The 23,830-nt window shown below is 45.9% G+C and carries 15 protein-coding genes; 13 read left to right on the forward strand and 2 right to left on the reverse strand.

Annotated elements, in window-relative coordinates:
* Window positions 1-38: 38 nt before the first annotated feature.
* The 13 genes from alaS to ACYPWY_RS04870 all read left to right on the forward strand — a co-directional run bounded on the left by alaS (window position 39) and on the right by ACYPWY_RS04870 (window position 19,974).
* Window positions 39-2,657: an alanine--tRNA ligase gene (gene alaS / locus ACYPWY_RS04810; RefSeq protein ID WP_459684295.1), complete on the forward strand. Its 2,619-nt coding sequence runs from the start codon at window positions 39-41 to the stop codon at window positions 2,655-2,657.
* Window positions 2,658-2,931: 274 nt separating this feature from the next.
* Entirely contained in the window at window positions 2,932-3,135 is a 204-nt protein-coding gene (locus ACYPWY_RS04815) for a Sec-independent protein translocase subunit TatA/TatB (RefSeq protein WP_459684296.1), read from the forward strand.
* Between the two features lie 24 nt (window positions 3,136-3,159).
* Complete coding sequence (gene tatC / locus ACYPWY_RS04820; RefSeq protein WP_459684297.1) at window positions 3,160-3,987, forward strand: twin-arginine translocase subunit TatC; 828 nt, start codon at window positions 3,160-3,162, stop codon at window positions 3,985-3,987.
* 465 nt (window positions 3,988-4,452) lie between these two features.
* The gene (locus ACYPWY_RS04825; RefSeq protein WP_459684298.1) at window positions 4,453-7,443 is read left to right on the forward strand and encodes a glycoside hydrolase family 95 protein; all 2,991 of its coding nucleotides are present in this window, start codon (window positions 4,453-4,455) and stop codon (window positions 7,441-7,443) included.
* Between the two features lie 19 nt (window positions 7,444-7,462).
* Entirely contained in the window at window positions 7,463-9,259 is a 1,797-nt protein-coding gene (locus tag ACYPWY_RS04830) for a choice-of-anchor Q domain-containing protein (protein ID WP_459684299.1), read from the forward strand.
* Window positions 9,260-9,279: 20 nt separating this feature from the next.
* Entirely contained in the window at window positions 9,280-12,435 is a 3,156-nt protein-coding gene (locus tag ACYPWY_RS04835) for a glycosyl hydrolase family 95 catalytic domain-containing protein (RefSeq protein ID WP_459684300.1), read from the forward strand.
* Window positions 12,436-12,482: 47 nt separating this feature from the next.
* Complete coding sequence (locus tag ACYPWY_RS04840) at window positions 12,483-12,746, forward strand: hypothetical protein (RefSeq protein WP_459684301.1); 264 nt, start codon at window positions 12,483-12,485, stop codon at window positions 12,744-12,746.
* 208 nt (window positions 12,747-12,954) lie between these two features.
* Window positions 12,955-14,208 carry an efflux RND transporter periplasmic adaptor subunit gene (locus tag ACYPWY_RS04845; protein WP_459684302.1) on the forward strand — a complete coding sequence of 418 codons (1,254 nt, stop codon included), beginning with the start codon at window positions 12,955-12,957 and terminating at the stop codon, window positions 14,206-14,208.
* A gap of 16 nt (window positions 14,209-14,224) precedes the next feature.
* Window positions 14,225-15,490 (forward strand): efflux RND transporter periplasmic adaptor subunit, encoded by a 1,266-nt coding sequence (locus tag ACYPWY_RS04850; protein ID WP_459684303.1) that lies wholly within the window; start codon window positions 14,225-14,227, stop codon window positions 15,488-15,490.
* Between the two features lie 2 nt (window positions 15,491-15,492).
* Window positions 15,493-16,494, forward strand: coding sequence for an HlyD family secretion protein (locus ACYPWY_RS04855; RefSeq protein WP_459684304.1), 1,002 nt, complete (start codon window positions 15,493-15,495; stop codon window positions 16,492-16,494).
* Between the two features lie 2 nt (window positions 16,495-16,496).
* Complete coding sequence (locus ACYPWY_RS04860) at window positions 16,497-17,735, forward strand: ABC transporter permease (RefSeq protein WP_459684305.1); 1,239 nt, start codon at window positions 16,497-16,499, stop codon at window positions 17,733-17,735.
* Between the two features lie 15 nt (window positions 17,736-17,750).
* Entirely contained in the window at window positions 17,751-18,452 is a 702-nt protein-coding gene (locus ACYPWY_RS04865) for an ABC transporter ATP-binding protein (protein ID WP_459684306.1), read from the forward strand.
* Window positions 18,453-18,459: 7 nt separating this feature from the next.
* Window positions 18,460-19,974, forward strand: coding sequence for a TolC family protein (locus tag ACYPWY_RS04870; RefSeq protein ID WP_459684307.1), 1,515 nt, complete (start codon window positions 18,460-18,462; stop codon window positions 19,972-19,974).
* Between the two features lie 43 nt (window positions 19,975-20,017).
* Here ACYPWY_RS04870 and ACYPWY_RS04875 read toward each other — a convergent pair whose 3' ends face one another.
* Together ACYPWY_RS04875 and ACYPWY_RS04880 are read right to left on the reverse strand one after the other, a co-directional pair.
* Window positions 20,018-22,552, reverse strand: coding sequence for a M6 family metalloprotease domain-containing protein (locus ACYPWY_RS04875; protein WP_459684308.1), 2,535 nt, complete (start codon window positions 22,550-22,552; stop codon window positions 20,018-20,020).
* A 361-nt stretch (window positions 22,553-22,913) separates the two neighbouring features.
* Window positions 22,914-23,807, reverse strand: coding sequence for a T9SS type A sorting domain-containing protein (locus ACYPWY_RS04880; protein WP_459684309.1), 894 nt, complete (start codon window positions 23,805-23,807; stop codon window positions 22,914-22,916).
* Window positions 23,808-23,830: the final 23 nt, after the last annotated feature.

Here is a 23,830-nt window from a genome sequence, read left to right on the forward strand (position 1 = left end):
CTAAAATCAGATTGACAAAAATAAACAGTTAAAATACGATGATGACTTCTATCGAAATCAGGGATTCATTCAAAGAGTTTTTCAGAAAAAACGGGCATCAGGTAGTTCTTTCCGCACCGATGGTAATAAAAGGCGACCCTACGTTAATGTTTACTAACGCAGGGATGAACCAGTTCAAGGACATTATTCTGGGCAACACGCCAATCAAGTATCCACGGGTGGCCGATTCGCAAAAGTGCTTGCGTGTGAGCGGTAAACACAACGACCTGGAAGAAGTGGGACACGACACCTACCACCACACCATGTTCGAGATGCTCGGCAACTGGTCGTTTGGCGATTATTTTAAGAAAGAAGCCATTGAATGGGCTTGGGAATTTCTGACGGAGGTTATCGGCCTGGACAAAAACCGGTTGTATGTAACCGTATTTGAAGGAAGCCCCGAAGAAGGCCTTGCCCGCGACTACGAAGCCGCCGGATACTGGGAAAAATACCTGCCGAAAGGCCGGATTATCAACGGCAATAAAAAGGACAACTTTTGGGAAATGGGCGATACAGGTCCGTGCGGCCCCTGCTCCGAAATACACATTGATATACGCCCCGACAGCGAACGGGCAAAAGTTGATGGACTTAGCCTGGTCAACCAAAGCCATCCGCAGGTAATCGAAATATGGAACCTCGTATTTATGCAGTTTAACCGCAAGGCCGACAAATCGCTCGAACCGCTGCCGGCAAAAGTCATTGATACCGGTATGGGATTTGAACGCTTGTGCATGGCTGTGCAAGGGAAAACATCGAATTACGACACCGATGTCTTCCAACCCATCATAAAACTAATCGGAGAGTTGAGCAACTCGGCGTATGGCACAGATGAGAAGAAAGATGTAGCCATGCGCGTTATCGCCGACCACGTCCGCACAATAGCCTTCTCCATTGCCGACGGACAACTGCCGTCGAATGCCAAAGCCGGTTATGTTATCCGCCGGATATTGCGCCGCGCTGTGCGTTACGGATACACCTTCCTGGGGCAACACAAAGCTTTTATGCACAAATTGCTGCCCGCGCTGATAGAAACAATGGGCAATGCTTATCCCGAACTGGTGCAACAAAACGTGTTGATAGGGAAAGTGATTAAGGAAGAAGAAGAATCTTTCCTTCGGACACTCGAAACCGGCATCAAATTGCTGGACAAACAAATAGCCGAAACAAAAGCGAAGAAGGCGACCGTCCTCAACGGGGTGGATGCATTTACGCTGTACGACACCTACGGCTTCCCGCTCGACCTCACCGAACTTATTCTGCGCGAGAACGGTATGAGCGTGGACGAAAACGGATTCAATGCCGAAATGCAAAAGCAAAAAGACCGCGCACGCAACGCCGCTTCGGTAGAAACCGGCGACTGGGTGATACTGAAAGACGGAGAACAGCAATTTGTAGGATACGACTGCACCGAAACCGAAGCCGAAATACTGCGCTACCGGAAAGTAAAGCAAAAAAACAGCGAATACTATCAGATAGTACTGAATCGCACGCCGTTTTATGCCGAAATGGGCGGACAGGTTGGCGATAGCGGATGGTTGATAGATGACGAAGAAAAAACCGAAATAACCGATACAAAACGCGAAAACAACCTGACAGTACATATCGCAAAGAAATTGCCGAAGGACATAACAAGTCAGTTTGTAGCCAGAATAGACACGAAAAACCGGACAGCCAGCGAATGCAATCATACGGCCACCCACCTGTTGCACGAAGCCTTGCGCGAAGTATTGGGCGCACATGTCGAACAAAAAGGCTCGTATGTATCGCCACAGGTTTTGCGGTTCGACTTTTCCCATTTCCAGAAACTGACCGATGAAGAAATTCGTCAGGTTGAGCAGTTGGTTACGGCTAAAATAAGAGAAAACATCCCGCTGGACGAAAACCGGAGCGTTCCGGTGGCAGAAGCCAAAGCAATGGGCGCCATGGCCTTGTTCGGCGAAAAATACGGCGATGAAGTCCGTGTTATCCGTTTCGGCAATTCGGTGGAATTGTGCGGGGGAACACATATCTCATCCACAGGGCGAATCGGCTCGTTCCGTATTGTGAACGAAAGCTCGATTGCCGCCGGTATCCGCCGCATCGAAGCCATCACAGCCGAAACTTGCGAAAACTATTTCTATGCCCATCAAAACATTATTTCGGAGTTGCGCTCGTTGATGAACAATGCACCGAACCTCGTGCAGGCCTTCCACAAATTCTTCGAGGAAAATGCCGACATGAAAAAGAAGCTGGATGAATTTATCAAAGAAAAAACCGTACAGGTAAAACAAGCCGTTATCAATACCAAACAGGAAATCAACGGCATAACCTTATTCACCCTGCGTGGCTATTTCCCTGCCGAAGTGGCGAAGGATGTCGCTTTCCAAATCAGGGGCGAGTTTCCCCAACAGTCGGTATTCATCGGGGCAACAGATGCCGAAAACAAACCGGCGCTAACGCTGATGCTATCCGACGACCTGGTAGCCAACGGGCTGAATGCCTCGCAAATAGTTCGGAATGCCGCCAAAAATATTCAAGGTGGCGGCGGCGGTCAGGCACATTTTGCAACAGCAGGCGGAAAAAACACCGAAGGGCTGGCAAAAGCAGTAGATGAGATATTGGAGGCTATAAAGATTTAATTAGCTCGCCTCAAAAGTCTGTCATCCCGTGCTTGACACGGGATCTCCTGACAAACATCAACTGAATGTCAGGAGATTGCGGGTCGGAGCCCGCAATGACAAGATTAAGGCTTTCAGCCTTAGCCTGACGGCTATACTTTACAAGCAGGCGCTAAAATTTTTCATGCGTTTGCCCCGACTTTGAACCCTTGATTTTTTGAAGCTTGAACTTTTTTAGTATCTTTGTCGCGCACAGTCTCACTATTTATAACCATAAAAAAAATATTCGCACAATATGGATACTTTATTGACTTTATTATTCAACCTGAACGGATGGGAAATTCCTATTATCGTGTTGGTTATTCTCTTGTTGTTCGGAGGGAAAAAAATTCCCGAACTGATGCATGGAATAGGGAAAGGCATCAACAGCTTTAAGAAAGGCATGAAAGATGTTGAAGAAGAAATCAAAAAAACGCCCGAAGAAAAAAAAGAAAGCTAAGAAACTTATTATTTTCAACTAAAATTGTCGGAAGCATTGGATGATAAGGGCTTAACTATTTGGGAACATCTGGATGTTTTGAGGAAGCATTTATTTCGTATCCTCATCATGCTTGTTGCCTTTACGGTGATAGGCGTGGTTATTATCCCCCAAATCTTCGACTCGGTTATACTGGCTCCTTGCTCTTCCGATTTCCTCACCTACCGCCTCATGGCCAAACTTGGGCGATACATTCCTTTCATGCCCGATTTCAGCGATACGTCTTTTTCGATAGAGGTCATAAATATCAATGTAACAACGCAGTTTATGACTTACCTGTCCACTTCACTCGCTTTCGGTGTGTCGTTGCTCATACCATACGCGCTATACGAAATATGGCGATTCATAAAGCCGGCCTTGTTCCCCAATGAGATAAGAAACGTAAAAACCGTCTTTTTCATCGGTGGAATACTATTTATAATCGGCTGTTCGGTGGGTTATTTTCTCGTCTTTCCGCTTGTTTTCCGGTTTTTGGTAACATTTGAGTTGAGTAAGCAAATCGAAAATATGGTATCCCTGGATTCCTACATGGATAACTTTTTCTCCATGATTATTGTTATGGGAATTGTTTTCGAGTTGCCCATTGTTTGCTGGCTGTTATCGAAATTCGGGTTCATTCACCGCTCATTTTTCAGTAAATACAGGCGCCATGCCGTAGTTGTTACGCTGATTGCCGCCGCGTTTATCACTCCTTCGGGCGACCCATTCTCGCTATTTGTCGTTTTCCTGCCTTTATATATGCTTTGGGAACTGAGCGCGTTCTTTGTTCAAAAAGACAAGCCGGAGTTGGAAGAAGAATCCGCAGAGGAGTAAACCTCTGAACCACTTTCGGAACATACCTGAAATGTGGGGGTAAATAGTCGAACACAGGAAGAACGCAAATTACGCAGATAATTTTATGAATTGACCGATTTTAAACAATATATAAATTGCGAAAATTTGCGTAATCCGCGTAATTTGCGTTCCTATGGTTTGTGTATTCTGTGCTGAAAGTTGTCATTCCTCCAGATTTTCGGCATGAGCCCATTTTTCGCCCCTACTAAACTTTTTTCCAAAATATCGAAATAGTGTTATTCTTTTGTCGAAATAGTGAAAGCTATTGTCAAAAAAACACGCTATTTTTGCCTATGATACAGGTATTTAAGCAATAAACATAATATCATAAATAACATGAAAGCAGATAAACTACAATATTGACAATCCGAAAAGAAAGGGATTTTCAGGATGAAATAACTTTCGAACTATAATTTTTTATACAATAAGCTAATGAACAAAACAATGAGATTTACACTGTTAACCACACTCATGCTGGTTAATGCAGGATTAAGGTTGTTTGCCGCTGATCCTGTCAGTTTCCAAAAACCGAATTTAGTTGCAAAGTACGATGCTCCGGCAGAAGTATGGGAGAGCGAAGCCATGCCTATCGGAAACGGATACATGGGCGCCATGATTTTCGGAGGTGTGAAAAACGACTTGATTCAGGTCAACGAAAATACAATTTGGTCGGGAGGCCCCGGCGATAACGCCAACTACAACGGCGGACACCTGAATACACCCGCAATAAACCGGCAAAACTACCAAAGAGCGCGTACCGCCCTGCAAAACAAAGTAAGCGAATTTTCGGCCAACAAAGCAGCCTATATCGGCGCGAACGGCACGGTTGTAACCAACAATTACGGCTCCGAAGCCGGTACGGAAATCGAGACATTGATGAACAGCCTGAAAGGGACTAAAGACAATTTCGGTTCGTACCAAACCTTGGGCAATATCGAAATCTCGTACAACGGCGTTTCGACTCCCGAAGTCGTCAATATTCAAACCGACTGCAACAACACAACCAATGCAAGCGAAAAAGTTGACAAGCTTTTTGATGGAAGTATTACCACCAAATGGTTTGCCGACAAAGGTTTTTCAGGCTCATTTCCCTGTTATATTGCCTGGGAATACTCCTCTACCCTGTCGATTGTGTCTTATAGCCTGACCTCCGGTAACGATACCCCCGGACGCGACCCAAAATCGTGGAAACTCTACGGTTCGACCACCGGAACAAACTACGAACTGATTGACACACAAACCAACGTTGCTTTTGAAGGACGCCGACAAACCAAAACATTTACGCTTTCGGCCACACAAACATACAAATTCTTCAAAATTGAGATTGACGGCGTTTTTGCAGGGAACAACACTACCTCGCCTCAACTCAGCGAAATAGCTGTTGAACTGGCTTCCACAGGCGTCCCCGATCCAACAAATTACGCGCGCGTACTTGATATTGACAATGCAATACACACCGTTACTTACAACGAAGGTCCTGTAAACTATACCCGCGAATATTTCATGAGCTACCCCGATAATGTATTGGTTGTCAGGTTAACAGCCAGCGAAGCGGGGAAAATATCCCGTACGTTCACAGTTTCGTCTCTGCACGCCAATAAGAGCATCTCTGCTGCGGGCAATGTCATCACCATGACCGGACAGCCAACCAACCACAAATCGTTCGGAATGAAATTCGCCCAACAAGTGAAGGCGCTGAACACAGGAGGAAGTCTGGCCATACAGGGCAACAAAATAGTTGTAACCGGCGCCGACGAGGTGTTGTTGCTGATGTCGGCTTCGACCAACTACCAACAATCAATGGACGACCAGTTTAACTATTTCTCGCCTGTTGACCCCTTGGTTACGGTTGGACAAAACATAAGCAACGCTGCATCAAAAACGTATGCTCAATTACTGGCAACACACCAAGCCGATTACAAGGCTTTGTATAACCGCATGGGCGTGAATTTGGGAAATATAACCAATGTCCCTGCAAAAACTACCAACCAGTTGCTGACCGATTTCTACAAAACCAATACAAGCGAAGAAAACCTGTACGCCGAAATGCTGTATTACCAATTCGGACGGTATTTGCTGATTTCCAGTTCGCGCAAAAACACCTTGCCTGCCAACTTGCAAGGCGTATGGGCAAAAGATTTGTCGAATGCATGGAATGCCGACTATCACACCAATATTAATGTGCAGATGAATTACTGGCTGGCACAACAAACCAACCTGAAAGAATGTCATATACCCATGATTGAATACATCAACAGTTTGGTGCCCAGAGGCAAAGTAACAGCCAAATATTACCACTGTAAACCCGATGGCAGCGACGTCAGAGGATGGGTAACTTATCACGAAAATAACGTGTGGGGAAATACCGCACCGGCAACATCGGGCGCCTATTATTGCGCTACTGCCAACGGCTGGTTGTGCCAGGATATTTGGGAATACTACCAGTTCAACAAGGATGTAACTTTCCTGGAGGACAACTACCCGACCTTGTTGGAAGCCGCCCTATTCTGGGTGGACAACCTGTGGCGCGATACCCGCGATGGTTCCTTGGTAGCCAATCCCTCCTACTCGCCCGAACACGGCGAATATTCGCTGGGTTGCGCCTCCGATCAGGGCATTATCCGCGAGTTGTTTGATATGACCATCAAAGCCAGCGAAGTTTTAGGCAAAAACACGCCCGAAATAGCCGAAATAAAAGCCGCCCAAAGCAAATTGGCAGGCCCTCAGATTGGTTTGAACGGGCAATTTATGGAATGGAAAGACGAAGTAACACGCGATATTACCGGTGATGGCGGCCACCGTCATGCCAATCATTTGTTCTGGTTGCACCCGGGTTCTCAGATTGTAGCAGGCCGAAGCGCTCAGGACGATAAATATGCCGAAGCCATGAAAAAAGCCTTGACCACCCGTGGCGACGGCGGTACAGGATGGAGTAAATCGTGGAAAGTAAATTTCTGGGCCAGGCTGAAAGACGGCGATCACGCGCATAAAATGTTGAAAGAAGCCATGACTTTAACCTACAAGGACAATCCGGCAAACATCGGCGGCGTATATCAAAACCTGTTCGATACGCATCCACCCTTCCAGATTGATGGAAACTTCGGCGTTACTTCCGGCGTTACCGAAATGCTGGTTCAAAGTCAGGGCGGTTATATCGAACTGTTACCGGCCTTGCCTGCCGACTGGAGCGCCGGAACATTTAAAGGCATCAAAGCGCGCGGCAACTTTGAACTCAATGCGCAATGGACAGGCAGTTCAATTACATCTGCCGAAATCACTTCCAATTCGGGAGGCGATTGTACCATCAAATATCCGAATATAAAGGACTATACCATCACCCAACGGGGAGGAGGCGCTGTATCGGCAACTGTTATAAACGACAATACCGTTTCGTTTGCAACCACCACAGGAGCAACATACGACATCAGCAAATAACCAATCAGTGGATAAGATTATGAAAGCAATTCATATATTAATGATGACAGTGGTTTTGCTAAGCTTGCCGTTATCAGCTCAGAACAGGTATTTTGTAAAATGGAACGGCTCGACCAACGGTCAGGCCACCAACTGGGACAATGCATCCAAGGATTTGCAGGGCATCATCAACAAGGCTTCCGCAGGCGATACCGTCTATGTTGGTATCGGCACATACGAAGGCAGCTTCTATATGAAAGAAGGCGTTACCGTGCTGGGAGGATATACCATGAACCTTATTGATACATACCGCCGCGTATATCCGGGCGACATGACCGCCACCTCGCGCCGTACAATACTGGATGGAAAAGGTCGGCAACGCGTGCTGACTCAAACCTCCAACTTTACAATCCCCACCTATTGGGAAGGCTTTGTGATACAAAACGGGAAGTCGTCTGCCAACATTGGCCCGGGAAGTCTGGTTTACTCAAAAGATGCCAGTAAAGACATTGTCGGTATCGTGTATAAATACGATCAAGACACCCGCAAAGGCAGGATGCTCAGCATAAGCGGCATCAAAACCCAATGGGGAGGCTACCAAGAGGAAATACCCACTCTGCCGTATATTGGCGCCGAAAGCGAAGCTCTGAGTAATACTTTGGGGGTACAAAATACCGCAGCGATAGTCAGCGCATTGGGCGAAACCAATATGGACTTCTCATCCGAAGACTATGCAAAAAACGGAAATTATGCGGCCAAATGGTGCGAATCCATCAGCATCGGCGGATATTCCGACTGGTATCTTCCATCGGCCGGTGAGTTCGGCGAAATAGCCGCAGCGAAAGAAGCGCTTGGCAACCTGGTTTCTTTTCAGAACGGCTACTGGACAAGCACACACCTGGGCGACTACCTGGCATGGGCCTACTATTTTGAAGACAACAAGCTGCATACCGCCCTGAAATATCAGCAAAAAAACGTCCGTGCCATACACGAATTTGAATTAGATGAAGAACCGGACGATATATACAATGCCGGAGGAGGCGTACTCTTGGGCAAAAACGGTATTCTACGCAACAGCGTTGTGCTGAATAACGAATCGCCGTCAATAGGCGGCGGTATATTTGCGGGTAAAGGCTCTACTGTTTCGGGTTGCCTTGTTTATGGCAACAAAGCGCAGAAAGAAGGCAGCGGAATATATGCCAGCGGCGACAACACCGAAGGAAGTGCAACAACTATCATAAACAACACCATCATAAACAATACCGGAAATTACGGATTTGCTTCCGACAACGCTGCGGCTCAGCTAATCAACAGCATTGTATGGGGCAATAAAGACAGCGGAAGCAATGCATCGAACATGGCAGCAGGCGCACCGGTAAGTTATTCGTGTATCGAAAATGGTCCGGCAACAAACGATAACATAAGCGAGAGCCCGCTGTTTATCAATGCCGGCTCCTCTAATTTCCAGCCGCAGGACGAATCGCCCGCCGTGAATGCCGGCAACAAAGACTTGTTCAACACAAGCCTGTTGGGTGATAAGGATGTGGCCGGAAAAGCCCGCATAGCAGGTAAAATAGACATCGGCGCCTACGAAAACCAGACAAATGTAAGCATCAGCGAAGCATATACCGCTGCAACCGGCGCGTTGAGCTATTATGTGAAAGACGCTTACCTGTACCTGACCGGAATTCAGGCGACCGGTATCAAACTTTATAATCTGAGTGGTCAGCTCATTAACAATTCTGCTTCCGGCAGTATCTATCTGCCCCAACGAGGCGCATACATCGTTAAGGTAACAACCGGCGACAAAGTATATATTCAAAAAATTAATTGGTAACAAATCAAACTTATACAGACATGAAAAAGTTTATTTTATTGATATTGGCGGTTGTTTTGGCAAACAGCCTGACAGCCCAAAGCGAATCGACAGAAATACAGAATTTAGTATCCAAGTATTACGGCGAATGGAACGATAATACATATCAGGGATTGATAACCGATCGTGTACCCAATACCGCCCTGATGGGTAACGGCGACATAGGCGTAACATCGGGTGGCGATAAAACCACCAAAACATTTTACATTTCCAAAGGCGATTTTTGGGCCTATAACGGCGCTCCCGTACTGATTGGCGGGGTTTCCATCGGCAAATATGTGCCCGAAGCCGAAGACCCTCAAAAGTCCTCTCTGGCCTACCATGTCACCGTAACCTCATCGGCCAGTCATCCGAGTTTTCCGGCCAGCAGAATGGTCAGCGGCGATTGGGCATTGGGTTACGAAGGTTGGGTGAGCGCGAACGTATCCAGTGCAACCACAGTAGTTAACCCTTTTTGGGCCGAACTGGATTTGGGAACAGCAAAAACTTTCAACAAAATAGTGATACGGCACGATGCCGCCGCTCGTCCTGCTCAAACAGCCAATATTACCATGGATTTCAGCGTTCATGTTCGGAATACCACAACTGAAGCATGGACAAAAATAGCCGAAGTAACAAACAATCACGAGCCACTCAATACCATTTGGCTCGACACCGAGGCAACCGGTCGCTACGTTCGTTTGGAAATCACCAAAGGAACACAGGAAACCACCGCCGACTCGCGCGACAATGCCCGTGCACGTATCGGTCAGTTTGAACTCTATCTGGCTGAACGGGAAACCGGAACACCAGCCGAACCGACCACCAAACTCCACGAAATACAGGATATTTTCAATGCCGAAGTACGCAGCGAATTTGAAGTGGATGCCATAAAACTGAACATGCGGACATTTACTTCCGCCGTCCAAAATATGCTGGTAACCGAAATCACCTCTACAAGCGATGCTCCGGTAGAATTATCGGCCAACTTGTGGGTGAAAGCCGACAATACCAGCTATGCCATTACAGGCGAATCGACAGCCAGCTCGGTAACGGTGAGCCGCACAACGCCCAACAACAGCGCATCCAACCCGGCTTCGCACAAGTCGAAAGCCGTTTTGAGCGCGAAACTAATCGGCGCCAGTTATACCACCGTATCCAACAACAGCAAAGGAACAGCAGGCTTGGTATTTACCATCGAACCCGGACAAACCGTTTATGTAGTTACAAGCGTAGGCGGCGGCGGCAGAACTTTCGATTACAACGGCGCGCTATTAACAGAGAACCCTGTTACACAAGCCAATGCCCTGCTTTCGCCCGTAACCGATAAAGCCGCCGTTGACAATTTGCTGGATGCACATCGCGAGTGGTGGAAAAATTATTGGGCAACATCCTACATCAAACTGGATGACAGCGATGCCAAGCTGAATACCTTGATGAAATATTACTATGCCGCCCAATATGAATTGGGTTGCAACATCCGTCAAAACAAAATAGCGCCCGGATTATACGGGGTGTGGCATACCAACGACAGCCCATCGTGGAAATCGGATTACCACCTGAACTACAACTTCATTTCTACTTTCTACGGCGTGAATACCAGCAACAGGGTAGAACAAGGCATTCCGGCCATTAATGCTATTCTGCAATATGTGGAACAAGGGAAAAAGAACGCCTCCAACGTAACGGAATTGCGAAAAGTCCGCGCCGATTTTGTGGACAGCAAAATAGCCAAAGGCGACATCAGCGCCACAAACGGAATACCAAACGCCGTACTTTATACGGTAGGTATAGGGCCTTGGGGAATGACATTGGATGCCGGTTATCACAACGAAGCATTGAACGCCACATTTAGCGCCTACCCCATGATTGAATACTACAACTACACCCTGGACAAGGAATTTCTGGAAGAAAGCTTGTACGAATACCTGAAGCTTTGTGTAGGTTTTTATGAAGCATGGCTCGAGAACGAAGACGGCAAATATGTATTGTATGCCGGTTACAACGAAGGTTCGTGGTCGATGAATCCCGCCGTTGAACTGTCGGTGCTGAAAAGCGCGCTGAGAAACCTGATTGATGCATCCGTACTGTTGAACAAAGACGCCGAAAAACGTCCGGTGTGGCAGAATATACTCGATAACCTCGCCCCTCAACCAACTGCTATATATGAGGGAAAAAGCGTCTATACCCTGGCCGAAAAAGATTGGCGCCCCGGCGACGGCGCTTGGCAGCCGATGAGCAATCCGGTACCCGGAGACGGAAACATCATCCCGATGGAATCGGTTATACCGGGAGAAGTAATGGGATATTATTCAGCAAGCGAACAACTTCAGACAGCCAAAAATACCATTGATGTATTCTCGGGGCGCGGAGCATGGGGACAAGCCAATAACTTCCCTAAAATCTATTCTGTAGCAGTCAATACCCGCTATCCGGTACAAACAATAATCGACAACATGGCCAGCACCATCACCGGCAAGATGAAACCCAACCTGATGATAGAAGACAATATTCACGGCGTTGAAAAAGCCGGTGCAACAGAAGCAATCAACAACATGATGCTGTTGAGCGACCAAGGCATTATGACCGTGTTCCCGGGCTGGGTAAACAAAAATGCCAAGTTCGCCCGTCTGCGCGAAAAAGGAGCCTTTGTGGTTTCGGCAGAATACAGCGCCACAGCACAGGAAGTTGTGTACGTGGACATCACCAGCGAAGCCGGTCAGAAAGCCACTATCCGCTCGCCATGGGCCGAAGGCATCAAGGTAACCGACGGCAGCGGCAACACCCTTAGCACGGTGAAAACAGCAGCGCCCAATCACCCGGACGAAAGCATTTACAGCTTCGATACCGAAGCAGGCAAAAATTATCACATCATTAAATCGGACGGGACAGGCATTGTATCGCCAAAAAACGATGAGTACGGCATACGCGCCTACCCCAATCCGGTAGTAGCAGGAAGTACCGTTAACATCGAAACCGGATTGACCGGCGCCAGCATCGAAGTTTACGATTTGGCAGGAAAGCTAATACAAAAAACGGCGACAACCGGCGCCATCACCCCCATCAAAGTTGGTGAACTTCCGGGCATTTACACCTTGGTAGTCAAATCAAAAGAAGGCTACAAAGAAACGATTAAACTAATCGCAGTAAATAAGTAAGACTATTTTTTCAGACGTAACAACGTCATTAATTATAGTATGTTTTCATGGAATTAAATTTTAAAGGTGGGAAATGGTTGCCGGGAGGCAACCATTTTTCTTTTTATGAGCCCCTCCAACCTCCCCGTGAGGCAGGGCAATTAAGTTCTAAATCCTTGAAGGGATTCGATGTTGGTAGAAAACCGATTCTTACGCATAACAGCGTGCCGTCAGGTACGCAATATTCACATCTCGTACCTACGGCACGAAAAAAAATAGAACAATATTTCTACCAACATATTGTGCCTGATGGCACAAAAAAGAGCGTTTAACAATATTAAAAGCCTCCCCCACGAGCAGGTTTGGAGGGGTTGCTACTTGTAAATTTTGTAAGCAAAGCCAATCAATTTCCAAATACTTATATATAAACATTTTTTTTTATTAAAAACACCCTTAACATTTCCTCTCCACTCAAAAAAAGATATACTTTTGGGCATAATTGTATTAATTACACCTTTTTACTAAGAATCAGTAAATACCGTGTCAAAATATTGGCTTGTACTTATTCTCTCGTTGTCGTTTTTGTTTTCGTGTACCGATGAAAACAAGAATATTTCTACATACACCGTTTCCAATAAAAATTTTGAAAATATTCTCAGCATTGATGGCTTTGTAGAACCCGTACAATCCACTACCTTGGTCTGTCCGCGAAATGCGGAGGGCGTGGTCGTAAGTTTGGTGGAGGATGGAACTTATGTGGAAGAGGGCGAGATTGTTTGTGTTATCGAGGATCCGAATATGCAAACCGACTACGACCAGTTGCAGGTTGATTTGGAAAACGCACGAGCCGTTTTGAGCAAAACCACAGCAGATTTAGACCTGCAATATGCCATGCTGGATGCACAGGTGCAAAGCAACGAGGCCGAAACAAAAATCGCTCAACTCGATTCGTTGCAATTGCAGTATTCTACACAAACACAACAAAAAATAAAGGAACTGGGCTTGGAAAAAGTGGCCATCCAAAAAGCCAAACTCGAAAAGAAACTGAAATCGCTTGCCATCATTCAGCAATCGGAATTAAGGAGGCGGGAACTGAATATTGTACGTCTTTCGTCCCGTGTTCAGGCAGCCAAAGAACAATTGGAAAAGCTGACCATCAAAGCGCCGGTAACAGGATTGGCCCTACGGGCTAATTATGTTATTACGGGAGATGCCAAACTTCAGACAGGCGACCCGGTGTGGGGCAATGTGCCCTTGGTTGTTATTCCCGAACTGTCGAAAATGAAAGTGAAAATAATGGCTTCCGAAAAAGATTTCAAATACATTAACGAGGGCGATTCGGTTATTTATACTTTCGATGCCATGCCCGAAAACAGAGCTTGGGGAAAGATTCTGAAAAAAGCGCCTGTTGGCCAGCAAATAAAAAGGGATTCAAAAGTAAAAACCTTCGAAATTGAAGCAACCATAGACAGTACGCTGACTGTACCCGAACCGGGGATTACCGTTAGTTGCCGCATCATTCTAAAGCAGGTTAAGGACACGATTATTGTGCCGCAGGTGGCCATTTTTGAAGAAGATTCGATTAAAGTGGTGTACGTTAAACGCGCTAAAGGCTACGAAATGCGTCAGATACTGACAGGACTTTCGTCGCCAAAGGAAGCGATTGTTACCGACGGTTTAAACAGAAAGGAAGTAATTGCTCTCACCAAACCAACGCCATCGGCCATAAGGGAGAGGACATTGTTGCCGGTCTCGGGAGCAAAACAAGCCAATAAAACAAACCGAAATAGATAAAGACTATTATACTTTCATGAGAAAAAACAATACAGAAAAAATGTACAAGCCGGGCTTATTTCTTTTGCTCGCAGTTTTGTTGTGTGCATGCAATAACGAAGATCCTGCGCAGCAAATACCTACCGGAAAAGTAGTTAAAGGAACGCTATACCTCGATATGCACGAAGAGGGCGAAGTAGAAGCTATTCATTCCATAAACATATCGTCTCCCACCATCTCGTGGCGATACGGGAACCTGAAAATTACCCAGATTGTGAAAGACGGCGAGGAAGTACGTGCCGGCGATACGCTCATCGTGTTCGACCCCTCGGAGGTGCAGAAGGGAATTGTTGAAGCCGAATCAAGACTGGAAATCAGTAAGGCCGAGCTCGAAAAATTGATGGCGCAGCAACAATCCGATTTGGAAGAATTGAAAGCCGATTACGAAGTTACCCGCATCTCGCAGGATATTTCCAAAATACAGTTTGAATCGGCAGGCTACGAATCGAATATCAAGAAAAAAGAAATACAGCTCAACCTCGAAAAAGCCAACATTGCGCTCGAACGGGCGAAAGAGCAAATCGAAAACCGCATCAAGATACAGAAAGAAGAGGTTAAGCAAAAAAATCTGTCCATTGTGCAAGACCAATCGAGGCTTGATGAGGCATACGAAACCTTGAAAAAGTTGTACGTGATAACTCCCGCGCCGGGTATTGCCATTATCAGCAAAAACTGGAGTTCCAACACCAAATTTCAGGTGGGCGACCAAACCTGGTCGGGAAATCCGCTCATTCGCTTGCCCGACTTGTCATCGCTAAAAGCAACGGTAAACATCAACGAGGTGGACATTGCCAAAATTAAAAAAGGCCTGAAGGTGGAAATAAAACCCGATGCTTTTTCCGACACCATTTTTTCGGGAACCGTAATTAATATCGCCAATTTGGCGGTGAACAAGGATGGCTCGACCAAAATAAAGGTTTTTCCGGTCGAAATTTTGTTGAACGAAACCCACAAAAATTTACTCCCCGGACTAACAGTTAGCTGCCGGATTATCCTCGACAAAATTGATGACGTTCTCTATATTCCGCTGGATGCACTCATGGCCGAAGGCGACAAGAACTATGTGTATAAAAAAACAGTCGCCGGATACGACAAGGTGGAAGTGGAAACCGGTGTTAACAGCACCGATTATGTGATTATTACAAAAGGCCTGAAGGAAGGAGACAATGTTGCACTGGTCGATCCTTTCGCCAGCGAGAAAGCTGCAGAAGAAGCTAAAGAGGAAACAACAAAAGAAGAATGATCGTGAAGAAAAGTGGATTATATAAATTATTTTTCCTTTTTACAATCTTGTTACTTACTGTTTCGTGCAACGATGTAACAACAGGCAAAGAAGGAAAAGCCTCCGATGGAAAAACAATTATTGAAACCGGAGAATTGGCTGCTGTCAATACCCGCGCATTTGTAATGCCCCGTTTTGGCCGGTATTGGAATGAGATGAGGCTCATTGATATTCAGGAACATGGAGCTATTGTAAAGGCCGGTGATTGGGTGGTGAAACTGGACCCTACGGAAATAAAGAAGTTCATCATCGAACGCGAGAGCAACTTGGAAACACAACTTGCCACCCTCGAAAAATTGTACGTCGATCAGGACAATAAAAGCCTGGAGCAGATGTCGAGCATCAAAAACAACACGGCCTCCTTCAACTTGAAAAAAATAGAACTGGAAGCCTCGCGTTTTGAATCGGAGCGTTTGCGCAAAATCAAAGAGCTGGAGTTTGAGCAAGTCCAGATTACGCTGAATAAAGAAAAGCGGAAAATGGAATTGGCCAAAATTATTGACGCCAACGACCTGAAAATACAGGAAATAAGGGTCAACCAAATAAAAAACGAAATACAGAACGGCTACGATATTCTACCGGCTTTAACCATAAAAACGCCGATAGCAGGCGTATTTCAGGTGGCGAAAAACCGAAGGACGGGCACTTTTCTAAAAGTGGGCGACAACCTTTATCAGGGCAACAACATGGGGAATGTGCCGGCCTTGGAGGAAATGAAAGTGAACACCTACATCAACGAGATTGATTTCCTGAAAATAAAGAAGGGACAAAAAGTGGCCGTACGCCTGGATGCGATGCCGAAAACGATTTTTCCGGGTGAAATCGCCTATATTGGTAAATTATGCTACCTGAAAGACCAAAAATCGAAACAAAAGGTATTTGATGTAGAGGTCAGTATAGACAAGCCCGATGAGAGGCTAAAACCCGGAATGACAGTCAGTTGCGAATTTTTAGAAGAGGATTAACTATGGAGTATCAAGAAAATATCCGCCTAGCGATACAGGGATTAACCGACCACAAATTCCGGTCGTTTCTAACGATGTTGGGAATTATATTTGGTGTGGCGTCGGTTATCACGATGCTCTCCATTGGGGAGGGCGCCAAACGCGAAGCCATAGCAAAGTATCAGGACTTGGGGGTTAACAATATCATTGTCAGGGAGAAAACGCTATCGGACGAGGAGCTGGAAGAGACCAGAGCCAAGTTTTCGCAAGGCTTATCGTTGCAAGATGCCGAAGTTATATCCGAGATTGTTCCGGGTATTGTGCGCATAGCCTCCCAGGCCGAAATTAGCACCGACATCAAATACGCCGATAAATCGGTGAAATCGACTGTTATTGGTGTTACGCCCGAATTCTTGGAAATGATGAATTACAAACCCAAAAAGGGCGATTTCATCGGGAAAAGTCATTACGAAGGGAAACAAAAAGTGTGTATTTTGGGGGCAGGAGTGGCAGCCCTCTTTTTTAAGAATGAGGAGCCCATCGGTAAAATGATAAAAATAGAAGATCAATGGCTGGAAGTAATCGGGGTGCTCGAATCGAAAACCCTTTTTACGGAAACAGTTGGAGAGCTGGCTGCCAGAGACTTGAATACGGACGTTTATGTACCGCTATCCACTTTCCTGAACCGCTTTACGCGCGAAAATGTGTTGTCGAGCGAAATTCAACAAATTACTGCGCAGGTCGATAACTCCGACCGCCTGATTGAAGCCTCCAAAATTATAGACGAAATACTCAAACGGCACCATTTCAACAACGACGATTACAGCATAGTCATCCCCTACGAACTGCTTAAACAGGAAGAGAAGGAACGGCAGATTTACAACTTCCTCTTGGGGGCTATTGCCGCCATATCGCTGCTGGTGGGAGGTATCGGCATTATGAATATCATGTTGGCCACCGTCATGGAGCGTACCCGCGAAATTGGTATTCGCAGGGCTATTGGCGCGCGCAAAGCCGACATTATGAGCCAGTTTGTGAGCGAGGCGGTCGCCATCAGCATCACCGGCGGAATTATAGGGGTGTTGCTGGGGGTCAGCCTTTCGCTGGTAGTTACCCTTTTCACCGATGTGAGTATATATATAAGGCTGTATTCCATTGTCATAGCTTTTGCTTTTTCGGTGATAGTTGGTGTTAGCTTCGGGTATCTTCCCGCAAAAAATGCCGCCAACCTCAAGCCGGTAGATTCAATACGTTACGAATAAAACCAGAACCTGATTATGTTGATTGAAATAAAAGACCTGACCAAAAGTTATTCGATAGGAGATTCGGATGTGCCTGTTTTACATGGTATTAATCTCCAGATAAATGTGAATGAATATGTCTCCATCATGGGGCCTTCGGGTTCGGGTAAATCGACCTTGATGAATATACTTGGTTGCCTGGATACGCCAACCACCGGGCATTATTACTTTAATAAAGTGGATGTCAGCAATTTGGACGATGACGCTTTATCGGCGATGCGGAACAAGGAAATTGGTTTCATTTTTCAGAATTTCAACCTCTTGCCTCGATTAAATTCGCTCCAAAATGTGGAATTGCCTCTTGTTTATTCCGGCGTACCGGCACACGAACGAAAGGAAAGAGCCATGCACGCACTGGATAGAGTGAATTTATCGAACCGTATTGACCACAAACCCAGCGAATTGAGTGGGGGACAACGTCAGCGTGTAGCCATTGCCCGGGCATTGGTAACCAATCCGGGGATATTGCTGGCCGATGAGCCGACCGGTGCGCTCGACTCGAAAACCGGCGTGGAAATAATGGGCTTGTTTCACGAATTGCACACCGAAGGAAACACCATTATCCTCATTACCCACGAACCGGAAATAGCCAATTACGCCAACCGGAATATTTACCTGAAAGACGGATTGATACATTCCGACAAACCGAATCCGAATAAAACAACTGTAGAAAAGTAAAATAAACATGAAAAAATTAATCCTGATAAGCCTGTTTCTGGTGGCTTATGGTTCGGCATTAAACGCTCAAACTACATATAATCTGACGTTGGAGGAAAGCATAGAGATTGCGAAGGAAAAAAGTTTCAGCATGAAACGCTTGCAGCAAGACCTCAAGATAGCGGAATACAACCTGAAATCGGCGACCAGCAGGCTGAAAACACATATCGACTTAAGCTTGAATATCCCCACCTATTCCGAAACCATTGGAAGTGGGAAAGATACTGCCGGTGTTTCGTACTATTTTCCTGTCAAGGAATTAAGTACTTCGGGAAATCTGACTATTAATCAACCTCTGCCAACCGATGGTAGAATCTACATACAAAGCAATTTATCCGTAGTAAATAATTTGAATGCAGATCAACAACATACCGAAATGAAAACAAGCATCGGCTTCGAACAGCCTTTGGATGCAATTTATGGTTATAATGCAATTAAATCGGCTCTCAAACAAGCCGAACTGGCATACGAACAGTCGAATAAAGTCTTGAAAAGGGAAGAGCTAAATTTGGTATATCAGGTTAGTAATTCGTATTATAACTTGCTTTCGCTACAAAAAAGCGCCGAAATAGCAGCTTTAGACTTGGAACGACAAACCGGTGCGCACGAAATCTCTAAAAATAAATTTGAAGCCGGACTTATCCGCGAAGTGGATGCCCTGCAAATGGAGGTTGATTTGGCCGAAGCGCAGAATAATTATGATATAGCTATTCTCAATCAGGTTTCGGCAATAAATTCGTTCAAGGAATTATTGGGGGTGGATTTGAACGACAATGTTACATTGAGTAGCGAACTTAAATATGAGGTAGTTATTGTTAACCCCGAAAAAGCAGTAGAATTGGCGCTTAAAAACCGGCTGGAAATTCGCGAACAGGAAATTCAGATGGAATTACAAAAGCTTTCGATTAAACGACAAAAAGCAGAAGGAATGGTCAGGGGTAGAATAAATGCCAATCTCAGTAAATTTGGGATGTACAATAACCCCTTATACGATTCAAATGCAAATGTGGTGAGCGATGTAGGCTTTCTCGAATCTATAAATAAATCGTATTCCGATTTAAGAAACCGGCCTTTAAATTATAATATTGGCTTCACCATTACAGTTCCCATTCTTGATTGGGGCGAAAACCGAAATCAGGTGAGGGCAACCGAATCAAGACTAAAGCAAATTACACTAAGGAAGGAAGAGGTTGAACGCGAAATAGAAACCGAAGTAAAGAATCTGGTTTCCAACATAAATGGTAACCTGAGACGCTTGCAACTACTGGAAAAAAACGTGGAAGTGGCCGAAAAAAGTTTTGAAATCACCCGTCAACGCTATTCTGATGGCGACATCGACAGCCAAGCCCTGTCATTGGAACGCACTCGTCTGAATACGGCCTACCGGACGCATCTGAGCGCCTATATCAATTATCAGCTATCCCTGGCCGATATTATGCGAAAAACTTTCTTCGATTTTAGAAATCAACAGGCGGTGGAATAAAGCCCCTCCAACCCTGCCCCGTGGGGGAGGCCATTAAAGGGATTCAGGGTATAATGATTTTGAACACCTGATTTTTATTCATAATCTTGACAATGTAAACGCCCGGACGAATACCGGCTGACAGGGGAATGTTATACGTTTTTTGGGTGGCCACTTCCGAGTACAGGGCTCTGCCGCTTATATCGTATAGGCTCACTCCCGTCAGGTCTTCATCGCCGATTATGCTGGCGATTCCGTCTTTGACCGCTATTTTAATGTTGTCCGACAAGGGGATTGAACCGATTCCTGTTGGCGAGAAATTGACCTTAGCCTCATTCGAGAAAGGTGTTTCGCCAAAATCGCCCAGGCTTCTGACGGTGTAGGTGTTTTGCCCCGTTAACGGACTGCTGTCGGTAAACGAACACTCGCTTGTCGAAGCTATTTTTTCTCCGTTGCGGAAGATGTGGTAGCTCTTGACAATAGAGGCGCTTGTTTTGGGATATACAAGCACGTTATCTACATGCCACCAATAAGATAAGCCCATATTGTTGTCGTCGCAGGCATGGAATGCAACACGCATATAATCCATGTTATCAGGTATATAAGAGCTAATATCCAGCTCAATGTATTCGTATTTGTTCAGCGCCGAGCTTTGCGCTTTCAGGTCATAAATCTGCTCCCAGGTTATTCCGTTGTCATTGCTCAGTTCTACAAAATAGAAGTTGTGATTGTTATTCTTTTGGGGAGCAATGGAGTTGGAATAGAAAGTCAGCAGTCCTCCGCTGAAAAATGGGGGCGATATAAGCCATTCGTCCTGATGGCAGTCTTGCATTTCCGAATCCAAGCGGGCAGAATACAGTCCTTTGTACGGAAGTTTGTATTTTGCGCTTTCCTGACGGCTCCAACCAACATTGTTTGCTGTTTTAATCTCCCACAGACTACTGCTTTCGAGGCTTTCAAAGTCTTCCGATAGTATGGGAGCGCCTTCTATCGGTTTTGTCCATGTCAGGTTAATCACGTTTCCGTTTTGCTTTGCATCCAAATCAGAGGGCGGCTGTATGATGGCCGATTGCTGAATAACAGTTAGTTCGGAATAAACATCGGGCTCTGTTTCGCTCGCTATTTTTATCACGACCGACCGTAAATTGGGTAAGCTGTTTACCGTTTTGGCGCTGAAAGTCAGTATTGCGCTTCCTGCTGTTCCTGTGGACGGTGATACTTCGAGCCAGTCGGGCAATGATTCTATTTTCCAGGATGTATTCACTCCCTGCACCTGTATTTTGGAACTGCTACCGGCATTCCCGTTAAGCCTCAGGCTGTCTTGGGACAGGTGGATGCTGGAGGGGGCTGTTAATAACTCGAACGAAATTGTTTCGCCGCAAACGCTAATGTTTGCAATGGCAAAGCAGGCTTCGGTTCCATCGGTATAAAACGGTTTTTCGACGGCTGTTCCTCCAAAGGCTGTCCGTCCGCTTTCCTGGCTGAAGGCTGCTTTCGATATATCACCGTCTGCGGTGGCGCTTCCTCCCGGTCGGAACAGGTATTGCTCATCAAATTTTGTTGTGCCGTCGTAATTTTCATTCCCTGTAAAGTTGGGATTGATGCGGTATATCAGCAGGCCGGAGGAGGGGAGACCAATCTCGAAAGGGCCTTCCTTTTTCCGGTATTCCAGCACAAAATATTCGTCCGAACCCACCAGTTTCAGCTTGTAAGCCGTGTTATTTTTGTCGCTGCCACCCACCGGTTTCAACGTATAGACGCCAGGGGTCGAAATCTCTTGCAGGTCGTCAGTCCATTTGCAGTATTTGTATTTTGTATAGGCGCTCATCCCCTGAGGAGTGGACAAATTATCCGACATTAAATCCCATACGCCCACCGGATTCAATCCTTTTTTGGTGTGATACAAATCGCGCGTGCCCAGGGTGTGAGACATTTCGTGGCACAATACGCCCGCATTCAGGGGATTTTTTGCCAGGCCGTTCCAGCCATTGGCTCCATCGAACAACAAGATGTACTCATTCACTTTTTTCTCCCGAATTTCGCTCTGCTTGATGTACAGCGAAGAGCGGTGAGGCCAGAATATATACCGGCTGCTAATCTCGGAATTGCCGCTGAGTATAAGGCAAATATTGTCCACAACGCCGTCGTTGTTTTTATCAATAACCCGGTCTGCCGGAACAATTGTATGCAGGTAATCGCTGATTTCTTTCACCAGATTTTGTTCGCGCAGCAAGGCATCGCCGGCATTGTTCTCGTCGTAACCTTCGGGATTGATAGAGCTTGAATGCAGGTAATACCCCCGGTTTTGTTGCGCTTTGTAAGATACTATGGTCGAGCTACCGGCAACAGGATACATCACACTTTTCCACTTCAGCTGCTTGTATGAGGCCTGTTGAAAATAATTATAGACCGAGCCCGACGATTCCGCCTCGTTGTTAAACAATTGCTCGTAATAGTCGGCGGTTTTATCGAAAATAGTCTCGTCTTCGTCGGCAAAACGGACGAAGCACACCAAATTTGCCAGGTCCTTGTCATCTTGCAGGGCCTGAACCGGCCATGCAAACAAGGCTAGAAAAAAGAAGGGTATAAAGTATCTCATGCTGTTTATTATTGTGTTGCTGGAAGAGGAGATTGCGGGTCGGAGCCCGCAATAACAAACTCCATTATTGAGTATAGGGCAAACGCATGAAAATTTTTACGGCTTATGCCTTTCGGTAAAGTGGCTGATATGAGCAGGAGATTCCTCCCTTTGGTCGGAATGACTGTCTCCTTTTTGGGAGAGGGGATGAGGAAGCGGCGGCGAAGCCGCTGCTTCCTACTCCTTTAAACCACTAACAAGCGAGTCATTCCGACCAAAGGGAGGAATCTCATTCGTAATAGTGGCACTAAATTTTTTCATGCGTTTGCCCTGGTATTGAGTCGCCTTCGCTCCTCGAACGTTGTTTCCGTGTGCTGGAAAATTAATTATCAACAATAACTTTCTGTGTACAGGCGCCTGCTTTTGCTATGTAAATGCCATTGGCCAATCCGCTCACATCCAAGCTTGAAGTATAGGCCGATTTCACTACAATGCCTTGAGTATTATACACAACTATATCCGCATCGTTGGCCAAGCTGATTGTTTTACCATCGAATTTCAGGCCGGCTGAATCATTTTCGGTTCCATCAATATTTGACGGCGGTGTGGACGTCAGAACTTTTAATCCGTGAATGTACAGGTTGTTCTTAGTCAGGTTCTGAAAATAGCCATAGATGGCGGACGATGAGGCGAGCGTGAAAATCGGCTCGTTGCCACTGTTCAAGGTCTGCATGTTTAACCAAGTGAATTGTCCGGCTGATGATAGCGGTTTAAACATGCTTGAGTACAAGGCCGATACAATAGTATAATCGGTGAAACGTTTCCCCGCTTCTGTTGTACCCAGCAGGCGTACATACATTGTGCTGCTGGCCGATACCATCAGGTTGAACGAGGTGCATGAAGGCGCTTTTACAATAACCCCCCCTCCATTTGTTGACATACTTGCCGAAGACGGGGCTATTTTTATGGCGCCGGTTTTGGCATTGGCTCCTCCAAGGGCGCCATCTGTACCTGCTCCTGCAAAATCGGCAGCAGCTTCGGTATCGACATATTCGCCAAAATCGGCGGAGACAAGCTGGATTATTTTTCCCGATTCGTTGAATTTCAGATTCTCATTATCGGCTTGACTGATGTATTTGTCTATTTTGGCTTGGGTGTCGAACCAAATCCAACCATCGGCGTCCACATCTGCTGCATCAAATAAGTTGTATTGTGCATTGGCGTAACCAAATATGCCAAGGCTTAAAATAATTGCTGTAAAAATCTTTTTTCTCATAACTTTTAGTTTTTATTTAATTA

Source organism: Viscerimonas tarda, from assembly GCF_054601255.1.